7 protein-coding genes and 2 pseudogenes are annotated in these 13,852 nt (G+C 57.2%); 4 read left to right on the forward strand and 5 right to left on the reverse strand.

Going from position 1 to position 13,852, the window contains the following annotated elements:
* Positions 1-459 precede the first annotated feature (459 nt).
* The 4 genes and pseudogenes from J2R76_RS00605 to J2R76_RS40905 all read left to right on the forward strand — a co-directional run.
* Positions 460-1,029, forward strand: coding sequence for a hypothetical protein (locus J2R76_RS00605; RefSeq protein WP_253623591.1), 570 nt, complete (start codon positions 460-462; stop codon positions 1,027-1,029).
* A 462-nt stretch (positions 1,030-1,491) separates the two neighbouring features.
* A pseudogene (locus J2R76_RS00610) lies at positions 1,492-1,716 on the forward strand (transposase domain-containing protein); the annotation flags it as partial.
* Between the two features lie 1,711 nt (positions 1,717-3,427).
* On the forward strand, positions 3,428-5,518 hold the full coding sequence (locus J2R76_RS00620) for an FG-GAP-like repeat-containing protein (RefSeq protein WP_253623592.1): 2,091 nt from the start codon (positions 3,428-3,430) through the stop codon (positions 5,516-5,518).
* A 577-nt stretch (positions 5,519-6,095) separates the two neighbouring features.
* Positions 6,096-6,290, forward strand: a pseudogene (locus J2R76_RS40905) (transposase); the annotation flags it as partial.
* Positions 6,291-6,569: 279 nt separating this feature from the next.
* Here J2R76_RS40905 and J2R76_RS00625 read toward each other — a convergent pair.
* The 5 genes from J2R76_RS00625 to J2R76_RS00650 all read right to left on the reverse strand — a co-directional run bounded on the left by J2R76_RS00625 (position 6,570) and on the right by J2R76_RS00650 (position 13,725).
* Positions 6,570-6,740, reverse strand: coding sequence for a hypothetical protein (locus tag J2R76_RS00625; protein ID WP_253623593.1), 171 nt, complete (start codon positions 6,738-6,740; stop codon positions 6,570-6,572).
* Between the two features lie 109 nt (positions 6,741-6,849).
* Positions 6,850-7,851 (reverse strand): acyltransferase, encoded by a 1,002-nt coding sequence (locus tag J2R76_RS00630; protein ID WP_253623594.1) that lies wholly within the window; start codon positions 7,849-7,851, stop codon positions 6,850-6,852.
* Positions 7,852-8,084: 233 nt separating this feature from the next.
* Complete coding sequence (locus tag J2R76_RS00635) at positions 8,085-9,359, reverse strand: DUF4214 domain-containing protein (RefSeq protein WP_253623595.1); 1,275 nt, start codon at positions 9,357-9,359, stop codon at positions 8,085-8,087.
* A 515-nt stretch (positions 9,360-9,874) separates the two neighbouring features.
* Positions 9,875-11,086, reverse strand: a complete 1,212-nt coding sequence (locus J2R76_RS00645) for a glycosyltransferase (protein WP_253623596.1) — start codon at positions 11,084-11,086, stop codon at positions 9,875-9,877.
* The gene (locus J2R76_RS00650; protein WP_253623597.1) at positions 11,071-13,725 is read right to left on the reverse strand and encodes an FkbM family methyltransferase; all 2,655 of its coding nucleotides are present in this window, start codon (positions 13,723-13,725) and stop codon (positions 11,071-11,073) included. The genes J2R76_RS00645 and J2R76_RS00650 overlap by 16 nt, the downstream gene beginning before the upstream one ends.
* Between the last annotated feature and the right edge of the window lie 127 nt (positions 13,726-13,852).

Here is a 13,852-nt window from a genome sequence, read left to right on the forward strand (position 1 = left end):
ACATGTTAGGGACAAAATTGCTTCCCCGTGATGCTGTGACGAACGGCTTTAATAGTACAGCGCAAAGGTCTTGAGTATTGTTAAGCGGTCCGTAAAAAATGCTTCATGAAAACTCTGAGCCGCTGAGAAGTGTGAGCAAGCGTTCGTCGCATCGGTTCGACGCTCTATTTAGACTCATGTCTGTTCTGGGTCACAAAAGCCGCCGATAACGACCGAAGCTAGGGATTTCCAATTCATTTCGGAGATCCAACGCTCCCGATGGTTATCCAGATCGTCGGCGGCGGGCCATAATCTGCGGTGAAGGCTTTTTGTGCCCTCAGCCCCACTCCTGCAAGTGATTGCAGCGCAGCAATCTTGAAACTTAACGCCTAGCCTTGAGGAGGAAACTACTTCATAAATGCCACTGCAGACTCCGTGCGCCAGCGACGTTACGAACCATGGATTCACGGGAGGACGTCGATGTCTCTTTCAAGCCTAATCGAAATTGCAAAGAGTATCGAGGCTAAGGCGAAGCACGCTGAGGCCATCAATCATGCTCAGCTATTAAAGCGGTCAGAGCGAGAATACCGCAAGCTTTCCGTGGAAATGCAACAACGGGTTGTCGTTGTTCTACGTTATCTTCATGGGAAAAATTGGCAGCCCATTATCTTTCACGGCTCCAGGACGAAGGAGGAGCAGGCGAAAAAGGTTGCTTCTGGCCACAGTTGGACGATGCACAGTTTGCACGTTCACGGGGAGCAACAAAGGAAAAGCCAGGGGGCGAAGGCCTATACTGGAGCGGCGTACATGCTTGGCCAGCATGGCGCTTACATTATCAACGGTGAAGCTGCCGATATCGTGGATATCCGTTGGCTATGGGAAGGACCGTGCCATAACCTCAATCATCCCTTCTGGAACGATTTAGGGGTCGCCGCAAAAATGGCAGGGCTTGTTTGGGGAGGATTGTGGTCCGGAAAGTCGAGAGACGTGGCGCACGTTGAACTGCAAAAATATAAAGCGATTTCCGATACGAGGAACCCGGTCGCGTAAGTCGCTAAGTTTGGTTGTTGTGGCCTCCATAGCACCGGCAACCGAGGTGCTGATCGGAGGGATATGGGTCGCGCCGAATCGAGCAGCAAGTCTGCTTTCGGTCTTGCCCGTATAAAAACGGCCTTAGAGCAGTTAGTCTTGAAGCCAAAACTGGGCCAGCGTCAGGCTGCGATCGCGGCGATCAGCGGCCTGATCCCGAGGGTATTCATTGCTCGGGTCAGATTATAGGCCGGGACCGAGAGGGCATCCCGGCGGCTACCTTTGGGAGAGTTCTGGTCGGGAAGTGCGTCGCTCCCATGCGTGCCTTCATCGTCACTTGTCGAGCGCCTCGACGTCAGTCCGGCCAGCCAAACACCGGCCGCGCGCGAGATAGTCGCGCGCGTCTCGTTCATCTCGACATGTTGGAGATCTCAGTGGCCAGATCTTTTGGTTCGCCATCCACACTCATCGTCGGTCTATTCCGTGTATCTCTCCAACAATGCCGCCGAACGGGGCTTGCGAGGCATCGCTCTTGGACGGAAGTCCTGGCTGTTCTGCGGATCTGATCGCGGAGGACGGCGCGCCGCAGCTATGTACAGCCTCATCGTCACGGCGAAAATGAACGGCATCGACCCGCAGGCCTGGCTCACCGATATCCTCGCCCGCATCGCCGCCCATCCGGCTCATCGGCTGGACGAACCTCTGCCCTGTGGACGCCGGCATCAGCACTCTACGCTCGAGCGGTATGACCACGCACGTCAACTAGGTCCATCACGTCACCACCATCACCCAGGTCGCGAAAGACCTCGGCGAAGACGAAGATTGGCTGTGGGACATCGCCAACGAAATGGAGATCGAGGACGGCGTCATCTGGGTGTTTATGGCGTCGGAGAAGACGGCGTTCACCGACTTCGGAATCGAAAACCTTATCGAGCTGATTAGGTTCTACAAAGAGAACCCTGGACTGCTCAGGCGGAAACCCTGCGGCCTACGCCGAATGGATACGACGTAGCCGTATTCGCTCGCAAATCAGCTTGAGTGAATAGATGCGCCCGCCCGGCACCGCTGCGGCGGGTTTTCATTTGCAGCGTGTTTTCAAACGAACACGGCAGAAGACGTTCCAAAGTGGAGAGAAATAGATGGTGCACGGGATCAAAACCGGCGGCCGAAAGAAGGGCGCGCCGATCCTCGAAGCTGCAAGGAAGGCGGGCGGTAAGGGTGGGATGGTTGCGTACCTCGAGGCGAAGGCCAAGGCCAACCGGGCCCGTTTCTCAGCCTGCTTGGCAAGATGCTGCCGCTGGTGGCCGGCGAGGATGCCGCGCTGACCGTGGTGACCCTACAGATGTCGATCACGTAATGGTCATGCTCGCAGTCGAGCTCGGAATCGTAGTCGCCATAATCGTAATCTTCATCGTACGACATTGGTCGCCTCAAACTGCCGCTCGGCCTCGATCAGCGATTGCCACGCTTGATGGCGGCGCGGCGCCGGGCGCCTTCGTCAGGATCTCGAGGGTGGCTCGCTTCTCCGGCAGAGATCTCGCTGGAGAATTTCGGCGACAGATCGTTTCCTGGGCTGGCAGTTGATGTCGATGTAATCCCGGAGGCGCAGCAAGAGGTCGTAGAGCGGGGAGTCGGTCATGGAGATGGAGATGGTTCTGACCTCCCTTCATCTCGAAAACCGTCTCGAAGCCGTACCGATGGCCTCCACGAGGCAGGCAGTCCTACCGTCAGAGTCACGATGACGATCACTACGGCGCCGCCGGTCACGAAGATGCCCGCCTGCTGGAACACTTTTGGCGAGGCAGTGGTCACCGCCCGTGCGCGCCGCACTCCTTGGTGAGCGCTCCCTGCGGTCGCCGTCGGAGAGCGTGGTGTTTGGGGGCCATGGCGCGCATTTCCCTTGGAATCCGATACGCGGTAAGTCGCTGGGAGTTATCGCTGGGGCGGCGAGCCACGCCTTCGATTGGTTAATTGTTCTTCTGTCCTCTTGTAGAGGCCTGTAGTCGTCGTTCTGAGACGCCCGCTTTCAGGAGTAGAGCAGACCCGCAACCGAGAGGCGCCGACCGATGTTGAAGGCCTTCCAAGCTCCAGACGGGGCAAGCGCGACTCAACAGCAAAGGGCGCGAGGCTCGGCGTGTGACGGCCAAGTCAACGAACGTTTGACGGCAGCGGAGAAGGGGTTCCGACGACAGTGCGACCGGAGGATGAGCAAGGCGATGCTTCCGCGACATGATTGTTGGCGAGAATCCGGAGGTGAACGGCGCATCCGACCTTCGGCGATCCTGGCCGAAGCTCCGTCGGTCTTGCAAGATCGGCAGAGTTGGAAAGGTCCATACCACCTCAGAGGTAGTCACTCAAGGCGATTTCAACTGCGTCGCGTTCACGACAAGGTGGTGATCGATTTGTGGTGGAGAGCGGAATGACGACAGTTTTGGTTTCGGGGGCGGTCAAGGTTACCTCATCAACGAGCGACAACTACGTGATAGACGACGGGAACAGCCTTGAAGTTGAGTCAGGAGTCACCGTTGGCGGAATTATCGAGGTCTTCTCATCACCAGCGAACCAATTCACGCTGACGATTGATGCCGGAGCGATCGCAGAGACCTGTCTGATCGATGGCAGTGGACAGGCTGTCGTCCTCGGAACCGTGAATGCATCCACGCTTCACGGTTTCATGGCTGTCTATGGGAGTGCATTTGATACGTCAGTAGGCAACCATGGCATTGAGTATCTTTCCGGCGGACAATCAATAGGTGCTCAGATTAACAATGGGGGCGCGTCCGAAGTTTACTACGGTGGCACCTCATCTGGCGCACTAGTCAACTACGGAGGGGCTCTGAATGTTCACGACGGTATAGCAACCGGTGCGAGCCTCGCGCCTGGCGCAACGATGGAGGTCACCAGCGGGCAGCTGGGGCCAGGCTTAGCTAAATTCACACAGGTTGCGGCGGGAGCTACTGTATCGGCTTCCACAACAGGCGAAATTCAGTTCAGCACTATACACGGCCTTGAATCAATCCTCAGCGGTGGAATAGGTCATGGCGATAGCATCTTGAGTGACGGCGTACTTAACGTCGCCTCAGGCGGCGTGGTCAGCAATGAAAATATCTACGGGCACGCCCAAATATACGGGTCCGCTTCGTCCGACATGATTATGGACGGGGGCTCCGAATGGGTCGCATCTGGGGCGACCGTAGCAGACGAAACGGTTTTCGGTACCCTTGATCTATCGAGTGGAAGCAACGCCACAGGCATCTTCACGCTCGAGACAGGCGCAAAGCTTATTATCGAGAGTAGCACGGTCGATGCCAGTACATTCGGCGCGCAGATCGCGGGCTTTGGCCCAGGCGTTACTATCGATCTGAGCGCGATATCGTACTCGAGTGGAATGCATGTCCTCAGAGGGGACACGCAGAACGGTCAGACGACCTACTATGTCGAGGATTCGACTAATTCAACGGTCGCCACGTTGCAGATGACGCCCAACTTGAACTTCGTTCTTACGGACGATGGGACCGGACATGTCAATCTCATCGGCGCGGCTCCGCCTCGCTTGATGGACTTCAATGCCGATAGCAACTCGGATCTGCTCTGGCGCGCTGACGATGGGACCACTCACCTCTGGGAAATGAATGGCCTGCACGTTCAGAATGCGCTTGAAAACACAGTCGGTCAGCTTGTAAAGCCGGATTGGCAGATTGCCGCGGTAGCTGATTTCAACGGGGACTCCAGAGCTGATCTGATCTGGCGACAGCAGTCCACCGGCTCAACTCAAGTCTGGGACATGAATGGCAATCAGATCATCGGGACCGGTCTCATCAAGAATGCCGCCGGACAAGATGTTGGCTCTGATTGGCATATCATTGGAGCGGGTGACTTCGATGGAGACGGCAAGGACGATATCGTTTGGCGGTCAGATTCGGGAAACGTTCAAACTTGGACTATGAACAACAATCAGATCACGGGCGCTAACAATCTAACCACGTCCATGCCGGATAATTGGCATTTGGTCGGATCTGGTGACTTCGACGGAGACGGTAAGTCCGACCTAGTTTGGCGGGATGCGAATTCAGGTGCTACCCAGCTTTGGGAGATGAACGGCAATACAATCAAGACTGCGCTGTCGATCACGAATTCTGCCGGCCAGAACGTCGGAACGGATTGGCATGTAGCGGGGGTCGCGGATTTTGATGGCGACAGCAGAGCCGATATTGTGTGGCGGTCTGACACTGGGTTGACGCAGCTGTGGGAGATGAACGGAAACCAAATCAAGAACGCGCAGATGATCACCAACCTGGCGGGGCAACCTGTCATCACCGATTGGCAGATTACGGCTACTGGTGATTATAATGGTGATGGACATGCAGATCTATTGTGGCAGAACCACAACGTGCCAGGGGCAGACCAAATCTGGTTGATGAACGGCAACGCGATCGTTGATGCGGGCCTTCTTCCCGCCGTTGATCCGCAACACGGGAGCATCGTAACGCAGCACTACGACTTCGTGTGAAGCTCTCAATGGGACGCTGGTAAGACTTTGCAGAGACTCGCGGCGCACCACATGACGGCTATCAAGACCCAACAGGTATGCCTCATCTACTTCTCCTTTGTCAGTTCGGCCGGGGTGGTGGCGCAGGTGGTTGCTTGACCGGACGGGTTAGGGCGACCATCATGGTGCATGTGGGGGCCTCTATCGTTTGGGCGCGCCCTGCCAGTCGGTTCAGGTCGCGATGGTAGCCGATATCCGCGCCGCGAGTAAGGCCGTATGTCCGTGTCTGCCGATGAGGTGGCGCTCGCCCTACACTGCGCGTCCGAGGATTGCTCGGGCGGACCGAGCCGATCCTCATCACAGGAGGACGAGCCGTGGCAGATTATAGGGAAGCATTCGTCGGAATCGATGTGGCCAAGATGAGAAATGCCGTCGCGATTGCGGACGCAGGCCGGGAGGGGGAAGTGAGGTCGATGCTTCGGTCACCAACATGCGCCGCGTCTTAGAACGTACGCATCCGACGGGCGCCGTCTTGCGTGACGCGAGGTAATTCGCGAAGCGTGCGACCTTAAGTTCTAGCTTTAAGGTCACGTCGGGAATGCAGGTCAATGTGTTGGGTGCCGAGCGTCGGCGGCGATGGAGTTACGACGAGAAGGTCCGCCTTATCGAAGAGACCTTGCAGCCGGGTGAGACAGTCTGCAGGGTAGCACGCCGGCGCGGGATGGCTGATAGCCTGCTGTTCACCTGGCGTCGACAAGCGCGCCAGGGGCGACTGGGCGGAGATACTGCGCCTGCTCTTGTTCCTTGTTCCCGTCGAGATCGCACTTGTATCCTGTATCCTTGCCCGCATCGCCGCCCACCCAGCTCACCGGCTGGACGAGCTTCTGCCCTGGAGTTGGACGCCGGCATCAGCGGTCTCCGCTCGAGCGACATGACCACGCGCGTCAACAAGGTAAGCATGCGGCGTAGGCCGTCGGCTGGCCGGTTTGTCCGATTACCGGCTAAACCTTGTCGGGCTTTTCGCCCTTCGGCTTAACGATCGCCGCGAGCACCTGGCACCTGGCGGCGTTCTTCAATGATCAATGATCCAAGGAGCGTCCTTGTGGATCTGGATCAGATTTTTGAGGTTCTCGATTCCATCATCGGTGAACGCCATCACCCCGACTTCACCGACACCGACGACCCATAGCTGGCCATCCTCGGTGTCCATTTCTTCTGCCCAGACGCCTGTCCATGCACTCATTGTCCGTTGCCCTCCGCAACCGCTCAGGGGCAGCGGGGATGGGTGTCGTCTCCGGAAGGTATCCCGCATAGACCGCGGCAATAGAAGTCGCCTATTGTTAGATCGATACTCAAATCGATGCATTCTTTTCAGCGGCGGAAGAACTCTGAATCTGCCGCTGCTGAAGACCTAAAGCGCGCCGGTCACGCAAGCGTCGGCGCAAGTGAAGCGCTGGTTGCTCAATGATGCTGTAACTAACCCATGCCATCGCCAGCGAAGCAAATGGCATCAAAACTCTGCTGACGTCAAAATGGTCTGCAATCCATATCAGTAGAAAATGGTTGAGAAAGACACCGTAGCTCAAGTTGCCCAATAGTTCGTCGAAACCTGAGAAGCGCATCTTGCTCAATAGATATACGGCCGGAATGCCGACGATAATCCCTGCTACCACCTCCTTGTTGTAGTGCACCGCGTAGAGCGTCGGCATGGCAAGGATGAGAAGCATAGCGGCAAGTGTGGCAATCCCTGTCAGTGACACGAATGTCCATTCTCGTTTTGCGAGAGCGCTGCCGGTTACGAAAATGAAAAAGACTCCGGGGAGCAATCGATATCCGAACCGGTCCGTATCTACAATGCCGCCGATCGCAGCTGCAAAGATGAGCATAGAAGCGCAGGCCAGAGCGATCTTCAGGGCTTTGGGACTATGCCAGAAGACTGGAAATGTAAGATAGAACGTTAGTTCCAGACCGAGCGACCAAGCCTGCGGCAGGTAAAGCGCGTGGTCTAAGCCAAACATGTAATAGCCGACGGGCAAAATCAGAGAGTTGGCTGCGACGTAGACAGGGCCGCGATCCTGCAAATAAATGTTGGTGATACCGAGAAGTTTGACCGTCAGTAGCGTGAGGCCGAGATAGAATAGATATTGCGGAAACAATCGCGCGGCACGATCCAGATAGAAGCGCGCAAAATCAGTCGGCGCGGTATAGTGCTTCAGGATCAGAAGAGACATGACATAGCCGCTGATGATGAAGAAAGAGATCACGGCAACGACGCCAATGTGCCAGCCGGCGATCTCGCCAAAGGCATGCGCGTATAGAACACAAAACGCCAAAAATAGCCGGTATGTCCCCATGCCCCTCGGTGCCGTTCGAATGAGTGCAGGGCGCGGACACTATCCTTAGCAACCGCCGCGAACAAGTCGACTTGGAGGGTACAGTACCCAATGCAAAAATCGGCAATATCCTGCCGGGCACGACCGTTGACGCAATTGGTCGTTTGGTGATTCGAACGCGGCCGTAACTGCGGCAACCGAAAAAGCCCCGCGAGCGAGGCGGGTGGCTGGAAATACCGGCGGTCAGCCTGGCCTCAGGCCAGAAGCCAGCCTTGCTCAATTTGGAGCAGGTGGTGCTGTTGTGCTTCTTGTGACTCCGAAATGGCTAGCGCGACGTCCGCACGCGGTAATCCGTGAGACAATAACTCGGTCCATCCTTGCAGCCCGGTACTCTCTGCATGACGGCCTAAGGCGTTGATGTAAAGATTATCGACGAATTGAGCGTCACTTAGTCCAGAGTGCGTATTTTGATATTCGGGCGAGTTCAAGAACGCTTGGGCAAGATTCTTGAAAGAAAGTCCGTCATCAACCAGGCCGGTCCATCCGGAAAGCCCCAAGGGATCAGGCGCACGACCCAACACACCATAGTAGAGACGGGCAATATCGTCGGCATTTTGTTCAGGGACAAAGACACCGGCGTTCAAGGTGGTTTGCATTCCTGCAACGTTCTCAGTACTTAGCGCGAAGTCTATCACCACATCCGCGCGTGACATTCCCTGGTTGAGCGCGTTGGTCCACCATTCTAACCCACCAGTGTCGCCCGTGCGGTGCAAGGCAGTAGCGTAAAGCTCCTCCACAAAGGTCGCGTTATCCGGAGACCCGACGTGCAACTGCCCTTCCGGCGAAGCTAAGAAGCTTACAGCCACGTCACGCAGCGACGCCGTCTCCTTCAATATTGATGTCCACCCCTCAAAGCCGAGCAGATCCGGTGTTCGGTTCAAGATTGCATCGTAAAGCGCGTAGATTTTGCCACCGGCGCTCTGGACATCGTAGATCGTTGAGCCAAACAGGTTTGAAGCAGGCGCGTGGCCGTAGAGTGCCTGAGCACCATCAATGTCTGGCTGCTCTAGGTCGGTTATAGCGAGGTTCAGGGTTGCATTCATCACCGCGGGGGCGGCGTTGTAGTGGTCGAGTCCGATAGCGTGTCCGATTTCATGCAAAGCCACTTCAAACAAGTTTACACCGTCATTACTGACGACCTGACTTCCTGCGAGGTGCCATCCTTCGCCGGTGTCAAATTCGACGGACGCGGAGATGAACCGATTCCCTGAGTAGAAATAGGTCGTCTCTCCTACAACATTATCGAGGCCGTCGATTGCTCCCAAGCTGAAGTCGATTTGTGAGGAAGCGGTCGATGCCACTTCCTGAAACTGAATGTTGGCGTAGTGGCTCCAGTCAGCGAATGCCGAGCTAATGACGGCCACGAAGCTGGCAGGGACTGTAGCGTCTATTGCCCATGTGACGATGCCGCCGGCGCTTGCGAGGCCGGGTGCACCCCACTTGGGACCCTCAAGAACGAAGTCAGCCATTCGATTCCCAGACGGCAATACGTAGACACTATCGGAGAAAAATTAGCGATTCGTTTGGGGCGAAACGATGTTCGGCTAGGGGGCCGGCGCGCGGCAGCGATCTACACCCTCATTGACGCCACCAAACTCAACGACGCCGATCCACCAGCTTGGCTTGCCGATGTGCTGATTCGACTTGCCGGATCACCCCGCCAAAGCGCATCCAGGAACTCATGCCCTGGAACTGGCGAGCTCTGACGCCCACGCCGCACAAGCGAGCACCGCCATCCGTCAGATGATCTGGTGAGCAATGAGGCTGTAAGCTGTAAATGACGGCCGGCGTAAACCGGCAATCCCCCGGGCGAAGGTCCATTTTTCGCCCCAGGCCGCCCCGCTGGACGCCGTAGCTCCCGCTCGGCAATATTGTTCGACCTCCGCAGGTGCTCGCATGCCCGAGAAGCTCGCCTGTACCGATGCTTCGGAGAGCGAAGTCGCCCGATCTTAGGGCCCGCACGCCTGCCTGCGCCAGCTTCGCATTATTCTTGAGTAAGCAACCCAGAATAGAGGGGCGCGAGGGTTTCCGCCATGCGCTGTAGGCTAACGCGGCTGCGAACCTCGGTAGGGCAGGAGGGCAGCCCTTCCCGCAGCGCGCTGCGCACTAGATTCCGGAAGGCGTCCGGGGTGTCGGCAATGAATACACCCCGTCCAAGCACATCCTCAACGAGGGGTCCGTACCCCTCAATTGCATGAGAGGTCGCGATTACAGGGCGTCCGCTGGCCAAGGCATCGGCCGTCTTGAGCTTAGCGCCTGCGCCAATGTGCACGGGAACTATAACGCAGCAAGATGCGGCAAAAAACGACGCCTTGTCGGCGTCCGCCACATATCCCCACGTCCGCAGCCGAGCGTTGTTCACGGATTGGAAATCCTGGTAGCGCGCGTCCTCACAAAGGGCAGCACCGAGCGCACCCGCAACCCAGATCTGCTCGTCCTGCCCGAGGAACCCGAGACCGTTCGGAAAGGTGGTAAAGAAACCCTCAACGTTTGGCCAATAAGCGCTGCCCATCAAGGCGGCATACCGGCACTGACTATCGCGCGCAGTTTGGCTGAACGTGGTATGCAGCGGTGGGTTACTCGACGCGAGGTCGGATACAGCCGGCACATAAGCAACGTCTCGCCCACTGTCCTGGGCAATTAAAGCAGCCTCAATATCCGAGATAGCGAGCGTGAGGTCGGCGGCACGCGCAAACTCACTCTCCAGAAGCCGGGTCGCTTCTACGAGCCGGTCGGCTTCGCGGCGCTTGAGGCCAAGCTCGAACATGGGGGGCCGAGCACTCCATTCAATGTTTTGGCTCGAATACACGACCTTTGGCCTATCTACAGTCGACAGCGCGCGTTCTAGAACCAACCAGTCCCAGGGATGTTCCACATGCACGACGTCCGGCTGCAGTCGTGCCAATAACATCCGGAGCTGATCTATCACGCCGCTGTCAGCCGCAGCGTCTCGGGCTACATGCAGATCAGCGAATAGCATGTCATCCAGCGCGCGGCGAGCGACCGCCGGGGCACTAATAACGATATCAAGATTTCCCCATTCCTCGGCAGGGAAGAAGTTGGCGTGATAGATGCCAACGGTATCAACGTGCCAGCCCGTATGGCGCAGCGCCTGGACGATACTGGCCGCGCGGACCTGTCCGCCATGGCGCGGGATGGCGAGGGGGAATGGGGTTAGCACTAAGCAGCGGGGCATTGTTCGCTATTCGTGAGATGAGCTTCGGGCCCAGAGACGCTAAGGGCAATCGAGCGGATTGCGGCGGCAAACTCCTCGAAGGAGGGGCCGCGATAACGCGTGGCTTTCGACTTGAGTTCGTCAAGGCGCCCCTCGTCACGAATCAGGCTGCGCATTTCCTCGAGCCAAGCCATGAAGTCGAGCGGATCGTAAGCGGGCATCAGGCTCTCGGTAGCCTCGACTAAGGCCGGGCAGTTAGCGATAACGACCGGCGTGCCAAATGACAGGCTCTCGGCCGCAGCCAGGCCGTATCCTTCGGATAGGGAGGGAAAGAGAGAGAAGCGGGCGTTGCGATAAATCCAAATCAGCTCCGCATCGCTCACGCTCTCCAAGATCAGCAAACGATTGCGAAGATGGTAGTTGCGCTCACTCAGCAAGCGCACCGTCTCCGTTCCCCAACCCCACTTGCCAACGAACACCAACGTGGGCAGTTTGTCCGGGCTGAATTCAAGTCTGAGGCGGTCCCAGAGTTGGAGTAACAGATAATGGTTCTTGCGCGTCTCGATCGTTGAGCAGAACACGACGAAGCGACGACCAACCAGTTTTTGGACCGGACTCTCACCGATCTCGTGCACGCGTTCACGAAGAAAGTTCGGCAAATGCGCATAGCTCATTGACGGGAACAGGCCATTCGGCCTGCCAATAAACTCGGAATATTGGTCTGCGGTGAACTTAGATATCGCCAGTAGGTGCGCAGCGCTGTGCCCGATTTCAACCCAGTGGCGATGATAGATGTGCGATGGGCCGGGCGTCGAGAATGGAAACTGCATGGCGATGACGTCAAAAATGACGGAGACAAAACGCACCTTGTCGTACCTGCAGATCCGATGCAGGTAAGTGTAGTCTAAGTAATCCCAAGCGTTACTGAGTGAGAGAAGCACGCTACCGCTGCTGAACTGAACCGTACCTGCGGGGGCTTCGAACGAGATGCTACCACCTGCAGATGAATCGAGCGCGCTAGCATCACCGATTTGGGTCGTACCCGTTAACGATGCGGACGAGGCGGCGCCATTTGCAGACGGATCGGGAGTCAGAGCTAAATCCGGGCGCACTAGGTGACACGCCGTCTCGTGAACGCGTCGGAATGCAGTCGTCACACCATGAATCACAAAATGAATGCCAGTGGCGATTTCAAAGCAGGTCCGGCGTACTATGCGAATGGCCAAGCGTGGCCCAAAACCTTGCTCCTGTGTTACTGGAAGTAGCCGGGCGGCGTACTGCCCCAAAATACGCCTGAACTCGGGCGGCGATAATGTCAAGGCTGTGCGCACTCGGCGAATGAGTACTCGGGCTGTGAAGAACTTGGAGTTAGAGGAGGCTCCTGGTTCGGCTCCTACTCTCGGAGTCTGAGCCAGGGTCAGCGGCGCAAGCGCGTCCGATTCGGCTTCGCGTTCCCCATCGACTTCCGGTGCAGTGGTGGCCTGTCCGTAACGGTGGAAGAGGATACGCCGGAGCAGTATGGATTCCGCAGCCCTGAGATTGCGGAAACCGCCCAGCGAACTATCGAAGATTACAAACGTAATGTCTAACGTCGGGTCACGCGCGAGGAACTCAGCGACGTAATGTTCGGTCCGGATTAGGCCGACCGGAGTTTCCAAACCAAAATGGATGATAAGCGATGCATCGTAGTAGATTCGCCGCCGCCCCGACAGCAGTGGCTCTGGGGCTTCCGGCTTCGTGGGGTTGGTTGTATCAACTGTGGAGACATCGATGGCCGTCCTACCCAGTAAGCGCTCTACATCGGCCTGAGCCAGCTTCGCGTCTCGTTCGGCGCGAAGGGCTCTCAGTTCTGCATCTTCCCGCGCAGCGACAGCCCGCTGCAACTCCGCATGGAGCACGGGCCGCTCGTTCGATGCGTCCAAGAGCTCGGCTACCGGAAATCCGGCTCTTTGCGTCGCAATCGCCTTTCGAATTCCAGCGGCGCTTACGTAATCATCAAACACGTTGGGCGGTCGAGAAAATGCGGGGGCGAGTTCGGAGGCTCTCTCGTCTGCGGCGTAGAATCGGTTGAGCCCATCGAAGTAAACCAAGCCGTATCCGACGTTGAGCAGCGCCGATTCCCAGGTGACATCCGTCGGTTCCGGCGAATTCGGTTCAGTGGCCTCCACCACAACGAGCCACGGACGGAATCGGGCGAAGTCTGCGCTCGCCAGTACAGCAGCCTCCAGACCCTCCACATCAATCTTGAGAAAGTGGATTTCTTGCGGAGCATGCATGGCACAGACCTCGCGGAGCGTCATAACCGTCACGGTCCGCTCCTGTATCTGCCGACCCGCAGCTTGGTGCCGTTTTGCGATCTCGGCGTCGAGCGTCGAAAGTCCTGTCTCGGGCACATAATAAAACACGTGCTCGCCCGGCTGGTCCGAAATGGCAACGCCTAGCGTCAAATCCTCCGGCCGAGCGGCGACAAGTGCATCGCGCTTCTCTGTGTCGGGTTCAATATTTATGCCGCGCCAGCCACGCTCGTAGAACGCAAGAGTGACGCTGTCCTCTCGAGGGTCCCAGGCGCCAACGTCGATGTAGAATCCCCTGTCCACATGCTGCAGCGATCGCCACAGCATAACGTCTTCAAGGTTCTGGCTATAGGAAATGAACGGCACGATAACCTTTTGAGTCTTCTGCGTTCCCGCCAGGGGAGCTTATGTGGCGAGCGGCACGAGCGAAAGTCTTGAACGGCATTTTGGGACGTGGTACCCGATCCGATCCCATTGGGCAATCGATGGAACG

The sequence above is a fragment of the Bradyrhizobium sp. USDA 4532 genome (assembly GCF_024171315.1).
Classification (GTDB): Bacteria; Pseudomonadota; Alphaproteobacteria; order Rhizobiales; family Xanthobacteraceae; genus Bradyrhizobium; species Bradyrhizobium australafricanum.

Bases quoted from the DNA above. Each gene is read 5' to 3' on its own strand.
- J2R76_RS00620 (WP_253623592.1), top strand. From the start codon at position 3,428: ATGACGACAGTTTTGGTTTCGGGGGCGGTCAAGGTTACCTCATCAACG.
- J2R76_RS00635 (WP_253623595.1), bottom strand. From the start codon at position 9,359: ATGGCTGACTTCGTTCTTGAGGGTCCCAAGTGGGGTGCACCCGGCCTC.
- J2R76_RS00605 (WP_253623591.1), top strand. From the start codon at position 460: ATGTCTCTTTCAAGCCTAATCGAAATTGCAAAGAGTATCGAGGCTAAG.
- J2R76_RS00645 (WP_253623596.1), bottom strand. From the start codon at position 11,086: ATGCCCCGCTGCTTAGTGCTAACCCCATTCCCCCTCGCCATCCCGCGC.
- J2R76_RS00630 (WP_253623594.1), bottom strand. From the start codon at position 7,851: ATGGGGACATACCGGCTATTTTTGGCGTTTTGTGTTCTATACGCGCAT.
- J2R76_RS00625 (WP_253623593.1), bottom strand. From the start codon at position 6,740: ATGAGTGCATGGACAGGCGTCTGGGCAGAAGAAATGGACACCGAGGAT.